18 protein-coding genes and 2 tRNA genes are annotated in these 23,861 nt (G+C 66.8%); 2 read left to right on the top strand and 18 right to left on the bottom strand.

All coding sequences use genetic code 11. The features are described from left to right. Nucleotides 1–9: 9 nt before the first annotated feature. The 8 genes from uvrC to OC373_RS06865 form a co-directional block, all read right to left on the bottom strand. Nucleotides 10–1,857 (bottom strand): excinuclease ABC subunit UvrC, encoded by a 1,848-nt coding sequence (gene uvrC, locus OC373_RS06900; protein ID WP_070427015.1) that lies wholly within the window; start codon nt 1,855–1,857, stop codon nt 10–12. After that, nucleotides 1,854–3,269 (bottom strand): hypothetical protein, encoded by a 1,416-nt coding sequence (locus OC373_RS06895; protein WP_070427014.1) that lies wholly within the window; start codon nt 3,267–3,269, stop codon nt 1,854–1,856. The genes uvrC and OC373_RS06895 overlap by 4 nt, the downstream gene beginning before the upstream one ends. A gap of 46 nt (nt 3,270–3,315) precedes the next feature. Next, a complete protein-coding gene (kdsB, locus tag OC373_RS06890) occupies nt 3,316–4,089 on the bottom strand; it encodes a 3-deoxy-manno-octulosonate cytidylyltransferase (protein WP_070427013.1) in 774 nt (257 codons plus the stop codon). A 66-nt stretch (nt 4,090–4,155) separates the two neighbouring features. Then, entirely contained in the window at nt 4,156–5,178 is a 1,023-nt protein-coding gene (lpxK, locus tag OC373_RS06885; RefSeq protein WP_070427012.1) for a tetraacyldisaccharide 4'-kinase, read from the bottom strand. Next, nucleotides 5,178–6,926 (bottom strand): lipid A export permease/ATP-binding protein MsbA, encoded by a 1,749-nt coding sequence (gene msbA / locus OC373_RS06880; RefSeq protein ID WP_070427011.1) that lies wholly within the window; start codon nt 6,924–6,926, stop codon nt 5,178–5,180. Before msbA ends, lpxK begins: the two co-directional genes overlap by 1 nt. Beyond that, nucleotides 6,923–7,345, bottom strand: coding sequence for a biopolymer transporter ExbD (locus tag OC373_RS06875; protein ID WP_019183376.1), 423 nt, complete (start codon nt 7,343–7,345; stop codon nt 6,923–6,925). Before OC373_RS06875 ends, msbA begins: the two co-directional genes overlap by 4 nt. Nucleotides 7,346–7,348: 3 nt before the next feature. Next, the gene (locus OC373_RS06870) at nt 7,349–8,023 is read right to left on the bottom strand and encodes a MotA/TolQ/ExbB proton channel family protein (protein ID WP_070427010.1); all 675 of its coding nucleotides are present in this window, start codon (nt 8,021–8,023) and stop codon (nt 7,349–7,351) included. A 3-nt stretch (nt 8,024–8,026) separates the two neighbouring features. Then, the gene (locus tag OC373_RS06865) at nt 8,027–10,435 is read right to left on the bottom strand and encodes a DNA internalization-related competence protein ComEC/Rec2 (RefSeq protein ID WP_070427009.1); all 2,409 of its coding nucleotides are present in this window, start codon (nt 10,433–10,435) and stop codon (nt 8,027–8,029) included. A gap of 224 nt (nt 10,436–10,659) precedes the next feature. Between OC373_RS06865 and OC373_RS06860 the strand changes: the two genes are divergently transcribed. After that, nucleotides 10,660–12,123 (top strand): MASE1 domain-containing protein, encoded by a 1,464-nt coding sequence (locus OC373_RS06860; RefSeq protein ID WP_261997349.1) that lies wholly within the window; start codon nt 10,660–10,662, stop codon nt 12,121–12,123. 84 nt (nt 12,124–12,207) lie between these two features. Here OC373_RS06860 and OC373_RS06855 read toward each other — a convergent pair. Further along, nucleotides 12,208–12,282: transfer RNA gene (locus OC373_RS06855), tRNA-Val, on the bottom strand. 107 nt (nt 12,283–12,389) lie between these two features. Next, nucleotides 12,390–14,420 (bottom strand): excinuclease ABC subunit UvrB, encoded by a 2,031-nt coding sequence (uvrB, locus tag OC373_RS06850; protein WP_019183381.1) that lies wholly within the window; start codon nt 14,418–14,420, stop codon nt 12,390–12,392. Nucleotides 14,421–14,622: 202 nt separating this feature from the next. Between uvrB and OC373_RS06845 the strand changes: the two genes are divergently transcribed. Further along, a complete protein-coding gene (locus tag OC373_RS06845; protein WP_051010499.1) occupies nt 14,623–15,105 on the top strand; it encodes a GspH/FimT family pseudopilin in 483 nt (160 codons plus the stop codon). A 69-nt stretch (nt 15,106–15,174) separates the two neighbouring features. Here OC373_RS06845 and OC373_RS06840 read toward each other — a convergent pair. The 8 genes from OC373_RS06840 to ppnN form a co-directional block, all read right to left on the bottom strand. Continuing rightward, nucleotides 15,175–15,251, bottom strand: a tRNA-Asn gene (locus OC373_RS06840). A 73-nt stretch (nt 15,252–15,324) separates the two neighbouring features. After that, nucleotides 15,325–15,717, bottom strand: coding sequence for a type IV pilin protein (locus OC373_RS06835; RefSeq protein ID WP_261997553.1), 393 nt, complete (start codon nt 15,715–15,717; stop codon nt 15,325–15,327). Nucleotides 15,718–15,776: 59 nt separating this feature from the next. Beyond that, nucleotides 15,777–19,592 carry a PilC/PilY family type IV pilus protein gene (locus tag OC373_RS06830; RefSeq protein ID WP_261997348.1) on the bottom strand — a complete coding sequence of 1,272 codons (3,816 nt, stop codon included), beginning with the start codon at nt 19,590–19,592 and terminating at the stop codon, nt 15,777–15,779. 9 nt (nt 19,593–19,601) lie between these two features. Next, entirely contained in the window at nt 19,602–20,120 is a 519-nt protein-coding gene (locus OC373_RS06825; RefSeq protein ID WP_070427006.1) for a PilX N-terminal domain-containing pilus assembly protein, read from the bottom strand. A 1-nt stretch (nt 20,121) separates the two neighbouring features. Then, the gene (locus tag OC373_RS06820) at nt 20,122–21,291 is read right to left on the bottom strand and encodes a PilW family protein (RefSeq protein WP_070427005.1); all 1,170 of its coding nucleotides are present in this window, start codon (nt 21,289–21,291) and stop codon (nt 20,122–20,124) included. After that, nucleotides 21,288–21,770, bottom strand: a complete 483-nt coding sequence (gene pilV / locus OC373_RS06815; protein ID WP_070427004.1) for a type IV pilus modification protein PilV — start codon at nt 21,768–21,770, stop codon at nt 21,288–21,290. Before pilV ends, OC373_RS06820 begins: the two co-directional genes overlap by 4 nt. Then, nucleotides 21,767–22,282, bottom strand: coding sequence for a GspH/FimT family pseudopilin (locus OC373_RS06810; protein WP_261997347.1), 516 nt, complete (start codon nt 22,280–22,282; stop codon nt 21,767–21,769). The genes pilV and OC373_RS06810 overlap by 4 nt, the downstream gene beginning before the upstream one ends. Nucleotides 22,283–22,443: 161 nt before the next feature. After that, nucleotides 22,444–23,832 (bottom strand): nucleotide 5'-monophosphate nucleosidase PpnN, encoded by a 1,389-nt coding sequence (ppnN, locus tag OC373_RS06805; protein ID WP_026070247.1) that lies wholly within the window; start codon nt 23,830–23,832, stop codon nt 22,444–22,446. Nucleotides 23,833–23,861 lie beyond the last annotated feature (29 nt).

Below are 23,861 nucleotides of genomic sequence, written 5' to 3'. Positions count from 1 at the left end.
TGCGTCTCTCTACTCGCCCGCCGCATCGGGCGTAGGCAGTCCATGAAGGTTAGCGTAGATACGCGCAGCGAGGGCGTCATTGATGCCGTCCACTTTCGCGATTTCCGCTTCGCCGGCGGCTTTCAGGCCGACCAGGCCGCCGAAATGCTTGAGCAGGCTGGCCCGCCGGCGCGGTCCGATGCCGGGAATATCTTCGAGCTTGCTGGTCATCCGGGCCTTCTGGCGGCGCCCGCGGTGGCCGGTGATGGCGAAGCGGTGGGCCTCGTCACGCACCTGCTGGATGAACTGCAGGGCGGGCGAGGCAGCGCCCGGGCGCAGCTCGCGACCATCCGGCAGCACCAGGGCTTCATGCCCTGCCCTGCGCTCCACGCCCTTGGCCACACCGACCAGCATCACCCCTTCCACGCCCAGGTCGGCCAGCGCCGATTGCGCCTGGGCCAACTGGCCGGCACCGCCATCGATCAGCAGCAGGTCCGGCAGCACGCCGTCTTCCTCGACCGCGCGGCGGAAGCGCCGTTCGATCGCCTGGTGCATGGCCGCGTAGTCATCGCCGGGCTCGATGCCACTGATGTTGAAGCGGCGGTACTGGTTGCGCACCGGACCGGCCGCATCGAACACCACGCACGAGGCCACGGTGGCCTCGCCCATGGTGTGGCTGATATCGAAGCACTCCACGCGCTTGACCTGTTCGGCAAGGCCCAGCATCTGCCGCAGGTCCTCGCTACGGGCGTGCTGCGCGTTGCGGCTGCCCAGCTCGGTGACCAGGGTGATCTGCGCGTTGCGTGCGGCGAGCTCCACATAGCCGGCGCGCTCGCCGCGCACGTTCCATCGCAACTGCACCTTGTGCTCGGCCGAGGCACTGAGCGCCGACTCGATCAGGCTCGCGTCGGGAATTTCGCGGTCGAGCAGGATCTCGCGCGGCGGGGCGTGCTCGGCGTAGTACTGCGAGACGAATGCACCCAGCACTTCATCGGCGCTTTCTTCGCCATTGGTGCGCGGGAAGAACGGGCGCGTGCCCATGTTGCGGCCGTCACGGAAGGCCAGCAGCAGCACGCAGGCACTGGCGCCCTGGGTTGCGCAGGCGAGCACGTCCAAGTCCGCCGCGCGGCCATCCACGTACTGGCGGGTCTGCATGCTGCGCAGCGAGGCGATCAGATCGCGCAGGCGCGCGGCCTGCTCGAACTCCAGCGCTTCGCTGGCGGTCTGCATCTGGGTGCCAAGCTCACGGGCGAGCTGGTCACTCTTGCCCTCCAGGAACATCGAGGCGCGGCGCACCGATTCGGCGTAATCCTCCGGCGCCACCAGATCCACGCAGGGCGCGCTGCAGCGACCGATCTGGTACTGCAGGCAGGGCCGCGAGCGGTTGCGGAACACGCTGTCTTCGCAGCTGCGCAGCTTGAACAGCTTGTGCATCAGGTTGAGCGTTTCGCGCACGGCGGTGACGCCCGGGTACGGACCGAAGTAACGCCCCGGCACCGCACGCGGGCCGCGGTGCAACGCGATCCGCGGCCATTGCTCGCGGGTCAGCAGCACGTGCGGGTAAGTCTTGTCGTCGCGCAGGGAGACGTTGTAGCGCGGCGAGAGCGACTTGATCAGCTGGTTTTCCAGCAGCAGCGCCTCGGCCTCCGAGCGGGTCACGGTCACGTCCATGCGCGCGACCTGCGACAGCATCGACATGATCCGGGTGGTCTTGGGCGTGCCGTTGAAATAGCTGCCCACGCGGTTGCGCAGCGCGCGCGCCTTGCCGACGTACAGCAGCGTGTCGTCAGCGGCGTACATGCGGTACACGCCGGGTGCGGTGCTCAGGTGGGCCGCAAATGCCTTGCCATCGAAGGCGGGGGCGGAAGAAACAGTCATTCGTTGATCGGCACGTCGCTCAGGACACCACTGACGGGGTCGAACCGCAGCACGGCATGGGCATCGGTCTCGGCGATCCAGACCGCACCACCGCCCAGCGCCAGGCCGGCCGGACCATGCAGGCGCCGCGGCAGCTCCAGCGTGCTCAGCTCACCACCGCCCAGGCGCAGGGTGCGCAGGCGGCCATTGCCGGCATCGGCGATCCACAACAGCGGCGCATCCGGACTCAGCGCGATCGCCTGCGGGTACTGCAGCAGTGCCGAGGCGCGCGGCCCGTCCTGGTCGCCGAAGCTCCACAGCCCCTGCCCGACCAGTGTCTGGACCAGATCGCCACGCAGTTGCATGGCGCGGATCGACGAGCCCAGCGCGTCGCAGACGTACAGCACCTGCTGGACCGCGGCGACCGAGCACGGCTGCGCGAAGGCGGCCATATGACCACTGCCGTCGCGTTCGTCGATGGCGCCACTGCCGGCGCGCCACTGCAGGCTGCGCTGGCCGAGGTGGTAGCTCCAGATCCGGTTGTCGCCGGCCATGGCGATGTGGACCTGGTTGTCAGCGACCGCCAGCCCCTGCGGGTGGTTCAGTGCGGTACGGCGCGGCTCGGCGATCGGCCCTTCGACCGGCTCGCCTGGGCGGCCGGTGCCGCACAGCGTGTCGACCTGCCCGGAGAGCAGATGGATCCGGCGCAGTGCGTGATTGCCGGTATCGGCCACGTACAGCCATTCGCGCTCCAGCGCGAGGCCCTGGGGATGATGGAATGCCGCCTGGGCCTGGTCGCCATCCATGAAATCGGCGGTGCCCATGCCGAACTGGCGCAGCACACGGCCACCATGGCTGCACTCGAGCACGCGGTGGTGGCCGGTGTCGGCGATGTACAGGCGCTCGGTGGTCACCGCCAGCCCGGTCGGGAAGCGCAGCGGCAGGCGGGGCTCGGGGCTCAGCTCGCGTGCGCCGTGCAGGTCTTCATCGGATGGGCGCGAACTGCCCTCGCACAGCGCCGTCAGCGAACGCTCCAGCTCCCCGCCGAGACCGATCAGCCGCTCACGCTCGCGTCCCTGCGCATCGAGCAGCACCAGGGTCGGCCATGCGGCCACGCCGAACCGACGCCAGCCATCCCAGTCCGCATCCAGCAGGGCCGGGGCGTTCAGCCCTTGGCGGCGCAGCAGTTTCAGGGACTGGGCAGGATCGCGCTCACCATCGAAACGCGGCACCTGCAGCACCAGCAGCTGCACCTTGCCGGGGTTGCGCGATTGCCACTGGGCCAGCTCGGCCAGCCGCTGCGCGCACCACACCGAGGCTGCGTTGACGAAGGCGAGCACCACGGGCCGCCCCTGCAGCTCGCCCAGCGTGGTGGGCGTGGCGTTGAGCCAGGTGGCGAATTCGGGCAGATCCTGGACGGGCTGGACGTTCATGCCCCGATTATGCCGGAGGACGCGTCATGCAGCCGTCGTGCCACGGTCACGGGTGGGCGGCCCACCAGGCCTCGGCGCGCGCCAGATCGTCCGGGGTGTCGATGCCGGGCGGGAACTCGGCCGGGGTCAGGGCCACGCTGATGCGGTGCCCTGCTTCGAGCACGCGCAGCTGCTCGAGCGATTCCAGCTGCTCCAGCGTGCCCGGCGGCAGCGCGGCGAACCGGCGCAGGAAGCCGGCGCGGTAGCCGTAGATGCCGATGTGGCGCAGCCAGTGTGGGCCGGCGAGCGTGTCGCGCGAGCGCGAGAAGGCGTCGCGGTGCCACGGAATCGGCGCGCGGCTGAAGTACAGCGCGTCCAGATTCTGCTTGCGCACCACCTTGACCACGTTCGGGTCGAACAGCGTTTCGGCGTCTTCCACCGGGGTGGCCAGCGTGGACATCTCCGCACCGCTGTAGACCAGCGCTTCGGCCACGGCACGGATGCCCTCGGCCGGGGCGAACGGCTCATCGCCCTGCAGGTTCACCACCAGGGTGTCGTCCGACCAGCCCGCCTGCGCAGCGCACTCGGCCAGGCGATCGGTGCCGGAAGCATGATCGGTGGAGGTCATCGCCACACGCACCTCGGCCAGGCCCTGCAACGCATCGGCGATGCGCTGGTCATCCGTGGCCACCCACACTTCGCGAGCGCCGGCGAGCAGCGCGCGTTGCGCCACGCGCAGCACCAGCGGTTCGCCGCCCAGCAGGCGCAGTGGCTTGCCCGGCAGCCGCGAGGCGGCGTAACGGGCGGGAATGGCGACGACGAACTCGACGGAAGCGCTCATGGGGGATGACCTGTACGAAAGGAAGGCAATCAGGGCCTCAGTGTGCCGCAAGCGTCACCGGAGGCGTCAACGCTTGCCGAGCTTCTCGACGCGATCCAGCAGGCTGATCCAGAACGCGGCCGGCAACTCCGCCGACAGCGGCACCGCGAAGTGCCACTCGGTCGCGAAGGCCTTGCACTTGACCGCATCCTTCTCGGTCATCAGCACCGGCAACTCGCTCCCGAAACGCAGGTCCGCAGGCTGGTAGGCATGGTGATCGGCGAAGGCATGCGGCACCACGCCAATGCGGTGTGCGCGCAGCATGTCGAAGAAGCGCTGCGGGTTGGCGATGCCAGCCACGGCATGCACCCGCTGCCCCTGGAAATGGGAGAGGCGCCGCGCACGGCCGCCCTGCAGCGGCTGCGCACTGTCGATGCGAAGCTGCATCGGCCATTCGCCGAAGCCGCAGGCGGTCTGCGCTTCGGTGCCGTCACTGGCCTGGCCCATGTTGACCACGCGGAAATCGCAGTCGCGCGCACGGCTGGCCGGCTCGCGCAGCGGACCGGCGGGAATCAGGCGACCGTTACCGTAGCGGCGCTGGGCATCGACCACTTCGATTTCGATGTCGCGCGCCAGCCGGTAATGCTGCAGGCCGTCATCGCAGACGATGATGTCGCAGCCCGCCTCGACCAGCGCCTTGCCCGCCGCGACGCGGTCCGCATCGACCCGCACCGGCACGCCGGTTTTCCAGGCGATCAGCACCGGCTCGTCGCCGCCGACCGAGGTATCGGTACTGGCCAGCACCCAGCGCGGCGTGCCCGCCTCCTGGCGGCCATAGCCACGGCTGGCGACCCCCGGCTTCCAGCCCGCGTCGCGCAGGCGGTTGACCAGGGCAATCGTCAGCGGGGTCTTGCCGGTGCCGCCGGCGGTGACGTTGCCGACCACCACCACCGGCACCGGCAGCGAATGCCGTTTCAGCCAACGGCGGCGATAGGCCATCCGCCGCAGCGCGATCGCCGCGCCATACAGCGGTGACGCCAAACGCGCCAGGAACGGAATGGTGCTGCCGTCATACCAGTACGACGGCGTCTGCGTGCCCTTGCCTGCCATCAAGGCTGCCTTTCGCGGAACTGCATCCTGTGCAGGTGCTCGTACAGGCCACCCAGCGCCAGCAGTTCGTTGTGCGTGCCACGTTCAACGATGCGGCCGTGGTCCATCACCAGCACCTGATCAGCATGTTCGATGGTGGACAGGCGGTGCGCGATCACCAGCGTGGTCCGCTCGGGCATCAGGCGCTGCAGGGCGTCCTGCACCAGGCGTTCGGATTCGTTGTCGAGCGCCGCGGTGGCTTCATCCAGGATCAGAATCGGCGCGTCGCGCAGGATCGCGCGGGCGATCGCCAAGCGCTGGCGCTGGCCACCGGAGAGCAACGCGCCATTCTCACCAACCGGCGTCTGCAGCTGCTGCGGCATGCGGGCGATGAACTCCCACGCATTGGCAGCTTCGGCCGCCGCGCGGATCTGGTCTTCGGTGGCATCCATGCCGTAGGCGATGTTGGCGCCCACGGTGTCATCGAACAGCATGACCTTCTGCCCGACCATCGCCACCTGGCGACGCAGGTCGGCCAGCGGGTAGTCGTCCAGGGCCACGCCATCGAGCGTGATGCGGCCGCCGCTGGGCTCGTAGAAGCGCGGCACCAGGCGGATGAGGCTGGTCTTGCCGCTGCCGGAGCGGCCGACGATCGCCGTCACCGTGCCCGGCTTGGCCACGAAGCTGATGTCGTCCAGCGCGATGCCGGTGTCCTCGCGATAGCGCAGCATCACGTGCTCGAACGCGAGCTCGCCGCGCGCGCGGCCGATGCGCTGGAGGCCTTCGTCGCGCTCGACCGGCATGTCCAGAATCCCGAACAGGCGCTCGGCCGCAGCGACACCACGCGAGATCGAGGTCTGCACGCTGGTCAGGCGACGCAGCGAGGGAATGATCGCCATCATCGAGGTCATCAGGCCCATGAACTGGCCTGCATTGAGCTTGCCGGCCAGCGCCTCGCGGGTGGACACCCACACGATCACCGCCAGCGCCAATGCCGCCAGGAACTGCACCGTGCTGGAGGCCAGTGCGCGCGTGGTTTCGACCTTCATGTTCAGGCCGAGCATGCGGTTGGCCAGCCGGGAATAGCGCGAAATCTCGTGCGCCTGGGTGCCATGCACCTTGACTTCCTGCTGCGCGGCCAACGACTGTTCGGCGGTCTGCGCCATGCCGCCCATGCCGTCCTGGATGCCCCGGCTGATCCGGCGGTAACGCTTGCCGACGATCGAGACGATCACGCCGATCAGCGGCACCACCACCAGCATCGCCATGGTGACCTTGACGCTCATCTGCAGCATCACCACCAGCATGGCGATGATGGTGAGGGTATCGGCCACCAGGGTCTTGAGCGCATCGGCACTGGCCTGGGTGACCTGTTCGGTATCGAAGTTCAGGCGGCTGACCATCACCGGCGTGGCCTCGGCATCGAAGTGCGAGGACGGCAGGTGCAGGTACTTCTCCAGCACCTGCTCACGCAGGTCGCGCACCACGCTGCGCCCGGTGCGGGCCAGCGCGTAGTCGCTGACCAGGGTGGCCAGGCTGCGCATCATGAACAACCCGAGGATGGTCAGCGGCAGGATCACCGCCATGCGCGGCTCCGGGTTGACGAACCCCCGGTTGACCAGCGGCTCCATCAGCTTGGTGAAGCTGTAGCCGGCCAGCGCCTCGACCACCATCGCGATCACGGCCGCGACCATGAACACCCAGTACGCCCCGGTGTACCCGAGCAGCCGCTTGTAGATCGGCCAGACGGAAGAATGTTTCTTGCTCATGGACGCACCTCCGGCGCGGTAGCGATGGCGATGCGGCGGAAGCCCAGCTGGCCCAGGGCATCCTGGGCCGTGACCACGGCCTGATAAGGCGTACGCGCGTCGGCGCGCAACAGCACGGTCTGTTCCCGATCGCTGCCGGCGACGGCGGCAATCGTCTGCTTGACCGACTCGACGTCGGTGCGCAGCACTTCCTGATCGTTGATGAAGTAACGCCCCTCGGCATTGACCAGCACGCTCAGCGAGCGCGGCGGCTCGGTGGTGTCCTGCTGGCTGGCGGTCGGCAACTGCAACTGCAGCGTCGAGCGCGCGTCGAAGGTGGTGGTGACCACGAAGAAGATGATCAGGACGAGGATCACATCGATCAGCGGGACCAGATCGATATGCGGTTCGTCCTGGATCCGGTCATTGCGGATACGCATCCGTCAGCCCTTGACCGTGACCGGTGTGGCGCCGGCGGGGGCACCAGCGGCACGCGGGGCCGTGTTCATCACGCCCGGGCGGCCATCCAGCGCGTCCAGCAGGGCCGAAGCTTCCTGCTCCATCTCGATCACGTAGCCGGCGATGCGGCCCTTGAAGTAGCGATGGAACATCAGCGCGGGGATCGCCACGATCATGCCGGTGGCGGTGCACACCAGTGCCTTGCCGATACCGCCGGCCAGCTGGTTCACATCGCCCACGCCGTGGTCGAGGATGCCCATGAACATCTGGATCATGCCGACCACCGTGCCGAGCAGGCCCAGCAGCGGGCCGGCGGAGGCAATCGTGCCCAGGGCATTCAGGAACCGCTCCATGCGGTGAACCAGGTGCCGGCCGGCGTCTTCAATGCGCTCGCGGATCTGGTCGCGCGGGCGATTGCGTGCTTCCAGCGCGGTGGCAAGCAGCGCGCCCAGCGGCGAGTTGCCGCGCAGCGACTGGATGTGGCTCGGGTCGAGCTTGCCGCGTGCGGCCCAGTTGCGCACTTCCTGCCCCAGCCCCGGGGGCAGGACTTCATTGCGGCGCAGGGTCCAGAAACGCTCCAGGACAATTGCCAAAGCCAGTACGCCCAACAGCAGCAGCGGCAGCATCGGCCAGCCACCGGCCTTGACCAGTTCCCACACGTTTCAATCCTCCGGCCCAGCGGCCGCCTGTTTGATCGCCGATAGGATAGCAGCCGACCGGCTCCGCTCCGCGGCATCCCACCAACGCCGCTCGAAAACCCGTTGTTCACGCACCTGCAGGCCTTCACGCCCGAGCCAGATCCGCACCGCGCCGCTCTCGGCCGTGTTGAGCACCTCCGCCCCCACCGCCTGCCAGCGCGACACCACCTCGGCGCGCGGGTGGCCGAAGCGATTGCGATGGCCAGCCGAGACGATCGCCAGGCGCGGCGCGACGGCATCCACCCAGGCCGGGGTGGACGAGCTGGCACTGCCATGGTGCGGCACCACCACGGCTTCGGCCGCCAGCAGCGCACCTGCCTGCTGGAGCAGCCGCGCTTCGCTGCCTTTTTCGATGTCGCCGGCCAGCAGGATCGCCCCCCGGGCGGTTTCCAGCCGCAGCACGCAACTGCTGTCGTTGATCGACCGGGCTTCGCCGGGAAGGGGATGCAGCACCCGGAACGTGACCCCGTCCCACGCCCAGGATTGTCCGGCATGGCAAGCCGATGCGCGGCCACGCAGGGCGCCCTGCGGTGCCTGCACGACCGCATCGGGGAAGCTGCGGCGCACCCCGCGCAGGCCACCGGTGTGGTCGCGGTGGTCGTGGCTGATCATGATCCGGTCCAGCCGCCCCTGGCCCAGCGCACGCAGCGTGGGCACCACGATCCGCTCACCGGCATCGAAGCCATCGTCGGTCCCGGGGCCGGTGTCGTACAGCAGCGTGTGGCGGCGCGTGCGCACGACCACCGCCAGGCCTTGCCCCACATCCATCACCAGCAGCTCCACCTCGCCCTCGCCAGGCCCGTGACGCGCCGGCCATAGCAACGGCAGGCACAACAGCAGCGCCGCCACCCGCCCGCCACTGCCGCGCGGCAACAACAGCCAGAACACGCCGGACACCGCCGCCAGCAACGCCCAGCGGTTGGCCTGTGGCAGCCACCACAGCGACAGCTCGCTGCGCGCGGCATACCCGAACAGCCACCAGCTCGCGTCGAAGCACCATGCCGCCAGCTGCCAGGGCCAGCGCCCCGCCCCCTCGATCAGCGCCTCAAGCGCGGTACCGAGCAGTGCCAGCGGCACCACCACCATGGTCCACCACGGAATCGCCATCAGGTTCACCAGCGGACCGGCGCGCGAAGCCTGCCCGAACAGCGCCACGGTCAGCGGCAGCAACGCCACGGTGGCCACGCCCTGGGCACTCAGGAATCCGCGCAGCCAGCCCTGCTCGCGCCCCGGCAGGCACCAGATCAGCCACAGCACGCCGGCAAAGCTCAGCCAGAAGCCGGGGGCCAGAACCGCAAGCGGATCGAACAACAGCATCGCCAGCGCCGCCAGCGACAGCGACTGGGCGACCGTCGCCCGTCGCCGGCTGCAACGCGCCGTTGCCACCACCGCGATCATCAGCACGGTGCGCACCGTCGGCAGCGCGAAACCGGCCGCTGCTGCGTACAGCGCCGCACCTGCGACCGCCGCGGCTGCGGCGCCCATCGGGCGCGGTAGGTAAAGGCCCATCATCGGCAGGCACCGCCACAGCCCGCCTGCCAGCAGTGCGGCCACGCCAGCCACGACGCCGACATGGAAACCCGAAATCGCTACCAGGTGGGTCACCCCCAGCGCACGCAGGTCGTCCCAATCGGCCTGGCCAAGGCCACGGGTATCGCCCAGTGCCAGCGCCTGGACGAAGCGGCGGCCGTCGTCCTGGACCGCGCGGGCGATCGCGTCGGCCATCCGCTCGCGCCATGCCGGCAAGCCGGCCGGCTCGCCCAGTGGATGCGCCCGGGCGGGCTCGCGCACGTACCCACTGCCCGCCACCCGCTGCCGCAATGCATAGCCCTCGGCGTCGAACCCGCCCGGGTTCACCAGGCCACGCGGCGGCCGGACCCGCACGCTGAGCGACCAGCGCTCGCCTGCCCGCAGCGTGCGCCGGCGATCATCGGCGGCGCCACGGAATCCGTCGTACCAGCCCAGCGCCAGATCGCGACCGCGGAGTCTGGTGGGCATCGCCGGATCTTCGTCAACCCGGAAGCGGAAGCGGGTTCCCCCGGGGCCGTGGTCGGGGAGGCTGACCACCCGCCCGTGCAGCACGTGGTCGACGGCGGCGCTGCCGGGTGTCAGCTGCTGGGCAAGCCCGGCGTGGCCGTGGAAGGCCGCCCAGCCGAGACCGAAGAGGGCCGCGCCGAGGAGGCGCAGGCGGGAGGGCAGGATCCAGAGCAGAAGACCGACCGCCGCCGCAGCAACGCCCCATTCCATCGGCAGCAGCCGGGGCGAGAAGATGATCGCGCAGATGCCTGCCAACAGCGAAACGACACACGCTTTGCCGAAGATCGGGAAGGCGTCATCGGTGGCGTGATCGGCACTGTCGAGCACCCGCGACATGCGCAACGCCCCACTGAAAACCATACTGTGCTTGTTCCCACAGCGTGTGCCCATCGGCGCCGGACCTGCCCGTCTGTCGGAAACTTGGAGACTCACGGGACAGGGAAGAGCCTTGGCCTGGCCATGTGCGGGAGGCGTGACCTGCCATTGCAGCAGCCTGTATTCGCCGATAGTGTCCGAGCAGTGCTGGTGACTGGTATCCAGCCCCCCGACAGGAGGCGACCGTGGCGTTCGACTGGTTGAGCCGCGACATCCATCTGCACGTACGCCTTCATCCTGGTGGCGTGCTGCTGGCGCTGAGCTATGCCGTTGCCTTCTGGGCAGCTCGCAATGTTTCGGTCGACCAGCTCTATCTTCCTGCGGGCCTGCGCGTTGCCGCCCTGCTGCTTTGCCCACCGCGCTACTGGGTCTACCTGATTGCGGGCGAGTACGCCTTCTTCGCCCTAGCGCGGTACCCGCTGATCCCGCAGTATGGCCTTGCCTGGGCCGTGGTCGCTTCGGCCAGCCTCATGCCCGCCGTCGCAGGGATCGTGCACACGCATCGACGCTGGATGGCGTCGAGCAATGACACGTGGCTGCTATCGGTCGCACTGCTCGCGGCAATCGTGGTCACCGCCCTGAATCAGGGCCTTGCGTATCTACTCATGCCCACGCAGCACGTGGCCGTCTCCTGGGAAGGCGCTGCGCGATATGCCGTGGGGGACTATCTAGGCATTCTGTTGATCGCCCCCTTGGTCGTCATGTGGCGACGCAGGCGCATGGCTGCCGAATCAATGCGAGGCTGGACACTGGCAGCTGTAGTTTCTCTGGTAGTGATCGGCGTCAACTTGATGGTCCTGCTTCGCATGGATAGCACTGGCCTGCCAGGCTCCCATGACCCCGCCGCATTCACCGCACAGCAGATTCTTGCAGCAACTGGAACTGTACTGCTCCTGCTCGGCGCGACCACCTCGCACTACTATCATCGTTTCAGACAGAACGAGTGGCTGGGGCGCCGCGCCATCGCCATGACCAGGACCACGCTTGTCGCCGGCGAACAGGACAGGCGCGAGCGTGCTTGGTACCTGCGGAATGTCGGCGATGACATCGACCGGTCCCTGCAGAAAATCGCAAATACGCTCACGGCAAAGGGCCAGGAAGGCTTGGCCTTGGAGCTCCAGCGCTTGCATGCCGCACAATCGGGCGCGTTACGGGTGCAGGCGAACTTGGTTTACCCCGTCGAAATAGAATCCGCGGGCCTGTACGTAGCTCTCCGGGCCGGCGCGATCGCCGATGCCTGGGCACAGACGGATCGCGTCCTGCCCGCGCATTTGATGGGCGACCCCTGTGATCTGGGCCTTGATCTGCAGTTGGCAGCGTTCCGGAGCATGGCAGACGTCGTCGCGGTCCTGCTGACGGCAGAAAAAGGATCTCTACGTCTTCGCGCACGCACGATTCAACGTGGAGGACAGCAGGGCATCGTGGTGATCGCCGGGCTTCTGGATCCCCACCGGACGCTGGCACCCGGTACTGTGGAGCTCGCCAGGCAGGCGCTCGGTGCCCGCGCGCTGGCCTATCAGGGCAACGTGCAGTGCCGAGGCAACCGGATCCGCCTGGTGTTGAGGGAGACTCGTGGCTGCCAGGCAGAGCGACACGCCAGCGCGCCAAGAACACCTGCGCTTCCACGCAGCAACGTGAGCTTCTTCTGACTGGGCGCCAGAAAACGAAAAAGCCGGCCCATTGGCCGGCTTCGTCTTGTTCCACCTGTTCCCGTGGTTTCCCAGGTACTGAAGTGGTGGGCGGTACAGGGTTCGAACCTGTGACCCCTACCATGTCAAGGTAGTGCTCTACCGCTGAGCTAACCGCCCGTTTTGCTTCCCTGCCCCGCTGCGAATGCGTCGGTGCAGGCCGCGTATATTACGGATGCCCCCTGGAAAGCGCAACACTTTTGTGAAGATATTTCACGATGTGTTGTTCAGCCCAGACTGGCCTCCTTCAACTGGCGGATCTGGTCGCGTACCCGGGCCGCATCTTCGAACTCCAGATCACGTGCGTGCTGGTACATCTGCTGCTCCAGCGCCTGCAGGCGCTTGGCGATCTGGGCCGGGTCCATGGTGCGGTAATCGGTCGCCTCTTCGGCCACGCGACCGCCCTTGCCCTTGCCCTTCCCTTTGCCGCGCGCCTCCTTCTCGGCCGCTTCCGAACGCGCACCTTCGAGCACATCGGTGATCGGGCGCAGGACCGACTTGGGCACGATGCCATGCAGCTCGTTGTACTCGACCTGCTTGGAACGGCGGCGGTCGGTCTCGTCGATCGCAGCCTGCATCGAACGGGTCATCTTGTCCGCGTACAGGATCGCCTTGCCGCGCAGGTTGCGTGCGGCGCGGCCGATGGTCTGGATCAGCGAGCCGGTGGAGCGCAGGAAGCCCTCCTTGTCCGCATCCAGGATCGCCACCAGCGAGACCTCGGGCATGTCCAGGCCTTCGCGCAGCAGGTTGATGCCCACCAGCACGTCGAACTTGCCCAGGCGCAGATCGCGGATGATCTCCACGCGCTCGACGGTATCGATATCCGAGTGCAGGTAACGCACGCGGATGCCGTGTTCGGTCAGGTATTCGGTGAGGTTCTCGGCCATGCGCTTGGTCAACGTGGTGACCAGCACACGGTCGCCGAGCTTGATGCGCTCGTTGACCTCGCTCATCAGGTCATCAACCTGGGTGCCGACCGGGCGGATCTCGACCACCGGGTCGATCAGGCCGGTCGGGCGCACCACCAGTTCGGTGATCTCGCCTTCGGTCTCGCGCAGCTCATATGGGCCCGGCGTGGCCGAGACATAGATGCTGCGCGGGCAGCGCTCCTCCCACTCTTCAAAACGCAGGGGGCGGTTGTCCAGCGCCGACGGCAGGCGGAAGCCGAACTCGACCAGCGTTTCCTTGCGCGACCGGTCGCCTTTGAACATCGCGCCGATCTGCGGAATGGTGACGTGCGATTCGTCGATCACCAGCAACGCATCCGGCGGCAGGTAGTCGAACAGCGTCGGCGGCGGATCGCCGGCGTTCTTGCCGGTGAGATGCCGGGAGTAGTTCTCGATGCCGTTGCAGTAACCGACCTCGGCCATCATTTCCAGATCGAACTGGGTGCGCTGCGCCAGGCGCTGCGCTTCCACCAGCTTGTTCTGCTCGTACAGCTGCTCCAGGCGCACCTTCAGTTCCGCCTTGATCGTATCCACGGCCGACAGCACGCGCTCGCGCGTGGTGGCGTAGTGGGTCTTGGGGTAGATCGTGTAGCGCATCATCTTGCGCAGGCTTTCACCGGTGAGCGGATCGAACATGCTGATCTGCTCGACCTCGCCTTCGAACAGCTCGATGCGCACCGCTTCGCTGTCCGATTCGGCCGGGAACACGTCCACCACTTCGCCACGCACGCGGAACGTGCCGCGATGCAGCTCGAACTCGTTGCGCGTGTACTGCAGCTGGGTCAGGTGCTTGATCAGGTCGCGCTGGTCGATCCGCTCGCCGGTGGAGAGGATCAGGCGCATCGACAGATAGTCCTCGGGCGCGCCGAGGCCGTAGATCGCCGAGACGGTCGCCACCACGATCGCATCCGGGCGCGACAGCAGCGTCTTGGTCGCCGCCAACCGCATCTGCTCGATGTGCTCGTTGATCGAACTGTCCTTCTCGATGAAGGTATCCGACGACGGCACATAGGCCTCGGGCTGGTAGTAATCGTAATAGCTGACGAAGTACTCCACCGCGTTGTGCGGGAAGAACGATTTGAACTCGCCGTACAGCTGCGCCGCCAGGGTCTTGTTCGGCGCCATCACCAGCGTCGGCTTCTGCACCTGCTGGATCACGTTGGCGATCGTGTAGGTCTTGCCGGAACCGGTGACGCCGAGCAGGGTCTGCTTGGCGATGCCCGCCTCGAAGTTGGCGGTCAGTTTCTCGATGGCCGCCGGTTGGTCGCCCGCCGGCGAATACGGGGATACAAGTTGGAAACGATCGCTCATGGTGCCGCCACTGCCGGGAAGCCTTCAGTATAACGGCCGGGTTGGTGACGGCCTGTTGAGGAATCCACCGATGCCTGGGGCCTGGTCAGGCTGATATTCAGGCTGGGCACCGGCGGGCAAGCTCAGGGCTCCCCGCTGACGGATGACCTGCCCCATGCGCCTCCGGCCCAGCCCGCGTGACCGAAGCGCTGGCCTCACCCTGATGGAGCTGATGGCCACCCTGGCGATCCTCGCGCTGGTGGTCGCCGTGGCGGCACCCAACCTGGCCGAGACCGTCTCCAGCCTGCGCGCCGATGCCCTGCGGCTGCAACTGAACTCGGCATTCGCCGGCGCTCGCATGGCCGCGGTGACACGGCGCGAGATCGTCACCATCTGCCCCAGTGACGATGGCCGGCGCTGCGCGTCGGAATGGAGCACGGGGTGGCTGACGTATCGCGATCCCCGTCGCCAGCCACAACCGGCCGAGGCAGACATCCTCCAGTACTACCCGGGGCAGACCGGCCTGACCCTGCGGGCTCCGGCCTCTGCCGGGCGCCCTCGCCTGCGGTTTCGTCCGGATGGCAGCAGCATGGGCGTCAACCTGACGGTCACCATCTGCACCCGAGGACAAAGACACAGCAAGGTGGTTGTCAACAATGCCGGGCGCGCCCGCTCGGAGCGACTGCGCGACCGCGCGCCCTGCTGATGCAGGACCGCCGGAAATGCCGGCACGAAAACGACAAAAGCCGCGATTGCTCGCGGCTTCTGCAGAATCTGGCGCCCGAAGTTGGACTCGAACCAACGACCCCCTGATTAACAGTCAAGTGCTCTAACCGGCTGAGCTATTCGGGCGGGGAGGCGCATTGTACGGGGCACTCGCGCGGAGGGCAACACCCTTGTGCATGCCGCCGCCCGTCACGTCACGTCACCAGCATTCGGAGAGCGCGCCCCCACTGGTCTTGACGTTGGCCTGGTTGATGCCGAGGTCGCCACACTTGTCCTTGGCCTGGTTTCCCTGTGCGGTCGCGGTCAGCGTGAACGTGGACTGGGTGCCGACAAACCCGACACTGTAGGCGGCCGTGCCCCCTTCGCGCGGCGAGCTGACCGAGTCCCCACCGCCGGGCAGCGTGAACCCTTCATAGGTGTTCTGCGTGGTGTGGAACCGCTCGGCCAGCTGCGCGTACTCGACCAGGTCGGCCTTGACCTGCCCGCGCTTGGACTTGCGCGTCTGCTCGACGTAACTGGGGTATGCGATACCGGCCAGGATCGCCATGACGATCACCACCAACATCAACTCGATCAGCGTGAATCCCCCCATCGCGCGGGCGGGGACAGCCGGCACGCGTCCGGCGCGGGCCAGGGTGGGAAACGAACGACTCATTGCAACTGCCTCCAGGACTGGCGTCCACAGGGATACGGCACGTACATGGGGACGCCGCCTGCCGCGGTGACCAGCATCTGGCAGGGCTCGGCGGGCGGGTCCACCGGGGGTGGCGTTCCGCCAGGTGAACCCGGTCCACCGCCGCCTGGGCTGTCGCCGGAAATCTTGCCGGGTGGCTGCTGGCGCGGCAGTACCTGCACCCCGACATCCTTCACCGGGGCGTTGCCGCCGGTCGACAGCGGAACCGCGGCCGTGCCAGCGCCGAACTTGGTGCCGGTCGGCGACCCGGCGCGCATCTTCGACAATGCCGGCGCACCGGACTGCGCACTCAGCCCGAACAGCCAGTTGGAGCCATCCGACGCACAGCTCTTGGTGGTTGGATTGGGCACATAGGTGGGCATGAAGACCACACCGGACGCCAGCGCGGGATACGCGAGGAAGCGCTCGCCCGCCGGCAGGTCGACATGCCAGCCGCGCGAATCGGCGGGGATCGTGCCCGGCGTCATCGTCCGCACATCACCCGAGGCAGACACGGTATACGGCCGCAGATCGGCCGCGGTCATCGTCAGGGAAGGCGTTTCGTCGGAGGCATCCAGGACCGCGTACAGGGATTGGATCGATTCGTCACGGACATCTTCGTTGAAGACGAAACTGCCCGTGCCGAAGAACAGCATCACACCACCGCGGTCACCATTGGTGGCGTTGATGCCGCCGGTGATCGGCTGACGGTAGGTCAAACCATTCCTGGTGCTGGTCTGCGTGGTGAACAGCGGCGTGGAAACCCTCGCACTGGTATCGCGCAGATCGAACTTCCATACCGCGCCCTTCTGGTCGGCCGCGTACACCGTATCGGCGTAACCGTCACGGCCGCGCGCATTGCGGCCGCTGCCGGTCCAACGGTCGACCACCAGGATGTTGCCCAGGCCATTCTTGCCAGCCGGCGGGCTTCCTGCCGTCTCGGACGCTTCGATCATCGTGATGTTGGGGGAGCCGGTGCCGATGTCCACCATGAACAGCACCACCTTGCCACTGGCACTGCCATAACCATTGCCGAAGATGGCCTTCCAGGTCACGGTTCCGCTCGCGTCCTTGAACGGAACGATGACCGGCTTGCCCAGCACATGGCCGATATTGGCCTTCACGCCTTCAGAGCCGCTGAGGTCGTTGATTTCCCACAGGCGGCTGCCGGTGCCGAAGCTGCCCGGCTTGGTCACATCCAGTGCGAACACGCCGCGGCCGCCCGCGCCGGTACTGCCGACCAGTACGGTGCCCCAGCTGGTGCCGATACGCGCATCGGACACGGCGACCGGACCATCGACATAGTAGCGATGAGAAAACTTCTGGAAGGCCTGATTGTTCGGATCGAGCGGGAACAGCAGGTTGCCCATGTGCCCCATGGAGGTGGCGGGAATGTAGGCGAACGTTTCCGCGCCGCCGCTACTATCCATCGTACCGCTTACACCCATGCCGCCATCAAAGGCATGCAGCATGCCGTCGTTGGCGCCGACATAGACCATGTAACGCCCACTGCGCTTGGCCTCCAGGTAGGTGGCGTAGCTCGCGCCCAGGCCTTGATCCAGCCCGCGATAACCGTAGTCATCGATGGGGGCACTGATGACCGGCGACGAATTGATGATGTCGCCAAGCACCGTGGTGCGGTCGCGGAAGCGCCCCCCTCGCCGCGTTTCCAGACTCCTTTCGCCCAGCAGGTAGCTGACCGCGTTTGCGCGCGTCGCGCCGAGATCGGTCAGCTCACCAGCCGAACACCGGGCCATGCCCGGGTACAACGACGGGGACAGGTCACACAACGATTCCAGCGTGACACTGTTGCTGCTGAAAGGAAGCACGTCGGTGTTCGTACCGAAGAACACCTTGCGCGCAGTCGGCTGCGGCATCTTGGCGCTGGCTTCCCACGCGGTGGTGTAGACCGCTTTGCGCGTGGCCTGGTCCACGGTGATCTGGCTCGCAGTGAGGCGGCTGAACCAGTCGGTCGATTCGTTGGCGATCTCGTAGTACGGCGCCACCGCCATCGAGCCGGTGCCGATGCGCGCGCCCGACTGCGCGTAGCTGCCCGAGGAAGATGCACCGGCCGTCACCGACGACAGCACGCGGCGCATGGCCTGGGTGATGTCGGCCGGGGTACGCGCGTTGATGAACTCGCCACGCGTGTTGACGGCGGCATGCCAGATGTCATCGATGGTGCTGATCGCACCGTTCTCGCGCTTTGGCCAGTTGTTGTAGATGGAGGCGTTGGTGTACGGGTCCTGGACGATATCGGGATTGAACAGCTTGCCGCGCCCGCCCAGGGTGATGCCGTAGAAATTGACGTGCAGGTTCTTCTGGCAATCCAGGCGCGGATCCGGGTTGGCCGTATTGCAGGCCTCCGGCACCGGCACCAGCCCGGGCGCGAGTTCCGGACGCAGTGGGGATTTGCCATCCTTGTTGATGTAGTACGAAGCGGCGATATCAGCCATCGTATTGTCGTGGCTATCCTTGAACGGGATGCCCATGTTGCCGTCGCCATTGGCATTGGCGACCTCCGGGCCATCAAGGTTGCTGTAGCCATCGGTGAACAGCATGACGGCGTTTTTCTGGCAAGCAAGCTGCACCGGCGCCTGATCATCGGTCCGGGTGAACTGGGTGGCGGCCGCCTTCACCGCCTGGCGATTGGGTGTACTGCCCGAGGCGTTCAACGCGATCATGTCGGCGTACAACGCACGCTTGTCGTCCTTGGTACCCAGATCGCGGATGGGCAACGCCGCACCCTTGTCGCTCATGTCGTAGTCGGCGTTGTCGTTGATCTTGAAATAGCCCACGCGCAGGTTGTCCACCGTCGCCATGGATCGGGTCATGCCGGCGATCATGGAGCGGTTGCGGTTGCCGTAGTAGGAGAACCAGTTGGCGAAGTTCTGCAACGCAACGCCGTCGGTGCTCTTGATCGTGTACTTCCACATCGTGCAACCCGTGCCACAGGCATTGGCGGCCTCCGTGCGCGCTACCGCCGTGTAGGCGCCAGGGCTCCCGGCCAACTCCGGAACCGGATCACTCTTCCCCGTGAACGGAAGAAAGAACGTCGCTGGAACGTAGGTGAAGGTCGCGTCGTACCGGGTTGGCTGGGTCTGATTCCTGCCCGCCACGTAGAAATCGGTGGTCTTCCACGTGTAGTCCTTGTTCGCCGCGTAGGCCGTTCCGTCCTTCCCGTTCGCCGCGAAGACAGTGCCCTGGGGCACCACCATTCCATCGACCATGTTGAACACACCGGTGGTGGCCGCGGTCAGATCCACCGTGTTGGCCGCGTTCGCCGCCAGACGTGGATCTATCAGGGTCTTGGACGTGGCTGCCTGTGCGTAATCGACCACCTTTTCCTGGTCGGTGTCATAGCGCATCCACGGCTCATACTTGATCGTGGGGTTGTAGAAGGCCGGGTTGTAGGTCGGGGAGCGTGCGAAGCCGAACTTGTCGAACGGTGCAATGCCGTAATACGCGCCGGAAATGCGCGTGCCCGGCAGCACGTAATAGAAGGCGCAGGTACCCGTAGTACTGAGCGTCTTGGTGCTGCTGAAGAAACTCTTGGCCGACGTATTCCAGCAGGCCTGGCCATCCGCCCCGGGGAACTGGGTCTGGAAGGTCATCGAGCCGGAGTTGTCGACCGTCATGATGAAGGCCGGCTGCGCCTGCACCTGGTTGTTCAACGGCACCTGGGACAGCGTCCCCTGCCCCTGCGCGGCGATCAGCTGATAGGTCAGCACCCCGCCGCCGACCAGAACGGCCAGTACCGACGCGGAAATGAGTGTGGTCCTGCGCGATACCATGGCGCGTCCTCAGAGCTTGAAAACCGTGTCGATCACGGTCGAAGAGGTGGGATGTTCTTCATCATCGGCGGCATAGCCGGTGATTTGATAGATCGGAATGGGGGTATCGCGCGGCCCGCCCAGGCCCACGCCGGTGCCGAAGGGCACGCAGGTATCGATCTGCCTGACCGTTACCGCTGGAACCGCATCGGAACTCTGCTCGCTGCCCCACTCTGAGGGGTCGAAGGCAGCATCGCAGCCGGCATCGATGTCGCCGGCGACGATCAGGCTGCCATCGGGCAGCTCCTGACGATTGGCGATTTTCTCCACCAGATGCTCGGCAGTGCGCACGGTCGCTTCGGTGTTCTGGAAGGACAGATTGCTCGCACGATAGTTGGCCGACATCTTCTCCTGCATGCCGGCGACCTGCATGCCCGCGATACCGATCAGCGCCAGCAGGATCAACATCACCAGCGCCACATACAGCACGGCGCCACGCTGGCGTTGTGGGGCCGGAGAACGAACGACGGGGCGGACGGAGGCGTGCATGTCAGTTCCCATAGAGTCGATTGCGCAAGGCCACCGATACTTCATAGCTGGCCCGGTAGCGGGTATCACGGGTATCGGACGGCGCGAACTCCACGCCCAGTGCGCCCTGGCGAGCCACCTTCTGCTGGGCCTGCAGCGCATCGGCCGGCTGCGGGCTGCGCGCCAGCACGCCGACCTGCACCAGGCCCACGCGTCGCCACTGCCCGGCCGCGGCCGCATCGGTGCCCGTGGAGACGCCACTGGCGGTTGCCTGCACGGTGATGTTGCCGATGGGCGAGGCATCGACACTGATGTCCGGGGTCGAATCCAGGCCGAACAGAACCTGCAGGTTTTCGATGCCTTCCACCAGCTCCTCATTGAGCTCGGCCGGGTACGCGCCGGCCGCATTGGCGCGGGCACGGCGCAACGCTGGCTCGCCGGACGCGCCGGCCCCGATGTAGTACACGATGGACTCGGCGCGGTAGACCAGCGTCTGCCCATTGGGCGGCGCATACCTGGACAGGTCCGCGTTGGTCGCCGTGACGGTGCCCCCGGCGACGCTTCCCGGGAAAATGTCGACGTGGGCACAATCGGCGATACCGAACATGGTCGGCGCAGCGGGCGTGCCCTGGCTCAACCGGGCGGCGCGCTCGGTGTCCACCGTCAATTCACTGCCGCCGCTGTCCGCGGTGATGGCCGTGACCGGAACGCCTTCACCGGCCAGGAAGCGCAGTACCAGCACATCGCTGCCCCCCAGTGGATTCAGCCCGACGATCTCGGACGGCAGGTTGCCTGCGTCACTCCAGGCCTCGCCCAGGGTCAGGGTATCGCCCGGCGCGGTACCCCCCGCTTCATAGCCCTGCACCGCCACCGAAAAATCCAGCGGACTGCCGGCCCCGGACGCAGCGGTGAAATGATGGCGCGGGTCGCCCTCGTCCTTGATGAAATGCGCCTGATCGTTGACGCAGCCGTAATGGCCGGCCATGCGGATGTCGCGCTCGAGGAAATCGATCGCAAACCGGGCGTTTTCCTGGGTGCGTGCCACGCCTTCAGCCAACCTCGAGGCGGTGCGCGAGGCGATGAAGACCTGGATGACGCCCAGCATCAGCACGGTGCCGATCACCACCGCGACCATCAGCTCGATCAGCGACAGACCCGACTGCCTGCGCCGTGTATTCGGGAAAGGGCTCATAGCTGCGATGTCACGGTGAAGGTGGTCTTTTCATCGGGTTTGTCCTTGTCCCAGCGCTGGTCACCCCAAGCGATCTGGACGGTGACGCTGCCATCTTCGTAGGCCACGTTGGCACTGGCGGTCTCGCCCAATGCCTTGGCCACCTGGCACTGCCACCGCGCGACGTTCTGCTGGATGGTGACCGCATTGCCGGTCGGGCGGCCGCAGGCCCCGGCAACAGCCACCGTCCCGGGCGAGAACGATGCCGTGCTGTACCAGGCCGCCTGATAGCGATTGGCGCGCATCTGATCGATCAGGTCGTACGCCAGGTTGGTCGCCTGGGTGCGGTAGTTGGCGCTCTGGGTGAAGCGCACACTCATGGTCTGCAGCAGCGCGAAGCCGAGCAGGCCGAAAGCAAGCACGACAATGGCGACCAGCACCTCGATCAACGTGAAGCCACCCGGCGCTGCGCGCAGGCGGCGAGGATGCTTGCGCTTCATTGGCACGCTCCCTGGGCACTGCGTGCCTGGCCGGAGGAATTGATGGTCACGGTGCGCTGCATCGGTTGGCCGCTGCATTCGTCCGGCCGCAGGGTCAGCGTCTGGTCGGCAGGCGCCTGGCGGCGACCTCGCCCGTCGAAACTGATGGCCACGTTGTCCGGCCCGTCCACCACCAGCCTGGGGTGGCCCTGGCTGTAGCGCAGGACCGTTTCGCCGGTTTCCAGGGTACCGCTGCCGTCGGGGTCGGCGAAGGCGAGGATGCCGCTGTTCCAGTCCCCGTCGCAGCTGGTGCCGGTGGCGCTGCCACAGACACCGCCGCCCTTGTTGTTGCGGATCGCCTCGCTGCGCGCGAGCGACAGCAGGCCCAGCGCTTCATTGTTGGCCGCGACCACCCGGTTGGAACGGATCACGCTCAGGAAATTCGGGAACCCCACCGCGACCAGCACGGCAAGCACCGCCATGGTCACCATGAGCTCGATCAGTGTGAAGCCGTTGGACCGGCGCAAAGACATGAAACGCTCCCCAGCGTTGATGACACAGAAGATGAACGCCCCGCCGCCGATCAGCAAGCGGCGGCAGGACGAACGGTCGCCCGGAGGCGACAGGCGTCAATGGGTTGACGCAGATCGAGAACCGGCAGGGGCCCCTGCCCTCCGCCGGCCCGGTCAGACCCTCAGGCCATGACCTTGTAGCAGGGTTGGTACTCGCCGGAGATCTTCATCCGGCGCTGCTCGACGAAGGCGCGCAGCAGTTCATCCAGGGCCTGCATCATGTCCGCATCGCCGTGGATTTCGAACGGGCCGAACTGCTCGATGCGGCGCATGCCATCTTCCTTCACGTTGCCGGCCACGATGCCGGAGAACGCGCGGCGCAGGTCGGCCGCCAGGGCATGTGGCGGACGGCCGTGGTGCAGGTCCAGCGACGCCATCGCCTCGTGGGTCGGCACGAACGGCTGCTGGTACTCCCACGGAATCTCGATGGACCAGTTGAAGAAGAACGAATCCTTCTGCGCCAGGCGGTGCTCGCGCACGCGCTTGATACCCTGGGCCATCTTGCGGGCGACGTTGACCGGGTCGCCGATGATGATCTCGTAGCGGCTGGCGGCCTCTTCACCCAGGGTGAGGCGGATGAAGCGGTCGATCTGCTCGAAGTACGGTGCGGCCACGGTCGGGCCGGTCAGGATCAGCGGGAACGGCAGGTCCTTGTTCTCTTCGCGCAGCAGGATGCCCAGCAGGTACAGGATCTCCTCGGCGGTGCCGACGCCACCGGCGAACACGATGATGCCGTGGCCGATGCGCACGAACGCTTCCAGACGCTTCTCGATGTCCGGCATGATCACCAGATGGTTCACGATCGGGTTCGGCGACTCGGCGGCGATGATGCCCGGCTCGGTCAGGCCGATGTAGCGCGTGGTGGTCTTGCGCTGCTTGGCATGGGCGATGGTGGCGCCCTTCATCGGGCCCTTCATCGCGCCCGGACCGCAGCCGGTGCAGATATCCAGCCCGCGCAGGCCCAGCTCGTAGCCGACCTGCTTGGTGTACAGATACTCATCGCGACCAATGGAATGACCGCCCCAGCAGACGACCAGGTTCGGGTCGCCGGGGTTGAGGATGCGCGCATTGCGCAGCAGCCCGAACACCGCGTTGGTAATGCCTTCCGAAGATTCCAGCTCCGCCGCGTAGGCCGGGCCCATCTCGATGGCCATGTAGGCCAGATCGCGGACCACCGCGAACAACAGCTCGGCCACGCCGCGGATGATCTCGCCATCGACGAAGGCCATCGCCGGGGCGTTGACCAGATCGATGCGCACGCCGCGGTCCTGCTGCGCCACCTGGATATCGAAATCGGGATACAGATCGCGCGCCGCGCGCGGATCGTCCGAGGCGCTGCCGCTGGTCAGCACGGCCAGCGCGCAGCGGCGCAGCAGCTCGTGCATGCCGCCGCCGGAGGCGTCGCGCAGGCGTGCCACTTCAGCGCGCGACAACACATCCAGCCCACCGCGCGGGTAGATCCGCGCGTCCTGCACCGGCAGCGTACGCGCCGGCTTTTCGTTGATCGTCATGTCCATCTTGTTCGCTTTCCTCAAGGTTA

The organism is Stenotrophomonas sp. Ste96, from assembly GCF_024519495.1.
GTDB lineage: Bacteria > Pseudomonadota > Gammaproteobacteria > Xanthomonadales > Xanthomonadaceae > Stenotrophomonas > Stenotrophomonas bentonitica_A.
This window is presented reverse-complemented; position numbering and strand designations above follow the sequence as displayed.

Coding starts and splice junctions, on each gene's coding strand:
- OC373_RS06845 (WP_051010499.1), top strand. CDS start 14,623: ATGGAGCTGATGGCCACCCTGGCGATCCTCGCGCTGGTGGTCGCCGTG.
- OC373_RS06810 (WP_261997347.1), bottom strand. CDS start 22,282: ATGTCTTTGCGCCGGTCCAACGGCTTCACACTGATCGAGCTCATGGTG.
- OC373_RS06825 (WP_070427006.1), bottom strand. CDS start 20,120: ATGCACGCCTCCGTCCGCCCCGTCGTTCGTTCTCCGGCCCCACAACGC.
- uvrB (WP_019183381.1), bottom strand. CDS start 14,420: ATGAGCGATCGTTTCCAACTTGTATCCCCGTATTCGCCGGCGGGCGAC.
- ppnN (WP_026070247.1), bottom strand. CDS start 23,832: ATGACGATCAACGAAAAGCCGGCGCGTACGCTGCCGGTGCAGGACGCG.
- OC373_RS06820 (WP_070427005.1), bottom strand. CDS start 21,291: ATGAGCCCTTTCCCGAATACACGGCGCAGGCAGTCGGGTCTGTCGCTG.
- OC373_RS06875 (WP_019183376.1), bottom strand. CDS start 7,345: ATGCGTATCCGCAATGACCGGATCCAGGACGAACCGCATATCGATCTG.
- OC373_RS06865 (WP_070427009.1), bottom strand. CDS start 10,435: ATGTCGCGGGTGCTCGACAGTGCCGATCACGCCACCGATGACGCCTTC.
- uvrC (WP_070427015.1), bottom strand. CDS start 1,857: ATGACTGTTTCTTCCGCCCCCGCCTTCGATGGCAAGGCATTTGCGGCC.
- OC373_RS06835 (WP_261997553.1), bottom strand. CDS start 15,717: ATGGGGGGATTCACGCTGATCGAGTTGATGTTGGTGGTGATCGTCATG.
- OC373_RS06895 (WP_070427014.1), bottom strand. CDS start 3,269: ATGAACGTCCAGCCCGTCCAGGATCTGCCCGAATTCGCCACCTGGCTC.
- OC373_RS06830 (WP_261997348.1), bottom strand. CDS start 19,592: ATGGTATCGCGCAGGACCACACTCATTTCCGCGTCGGTACTGGCCGTT.
- pilV (WP_070427004.1), bottom strand. CDS start 21,770: ATGAAGCGCAAGCATCCTCGCCGCCTGCGCGCAGCGCCGGGTGGCTTC.
- lpxK (WP_070427012.1), bottom strand. CDS start 5,178: ATGGCAGGCAAGGGCACGCAGACGCCGTCGTACTGGTATGACGGCAGC.
- kdsB (WP_070427013.1), bottom strand. CDS start 4,089: ATGAGCGCTTCCGTCGAGTTCGTCGTCGCCATTCCCGCCCGTTACGCC.
- msbA (WP_070427011.1), bottom strand. CDS start 6,926: ATGAGCAAGAAACATTCTTCCGTCTGGCCGATCTACAAGCGGCTGCTC.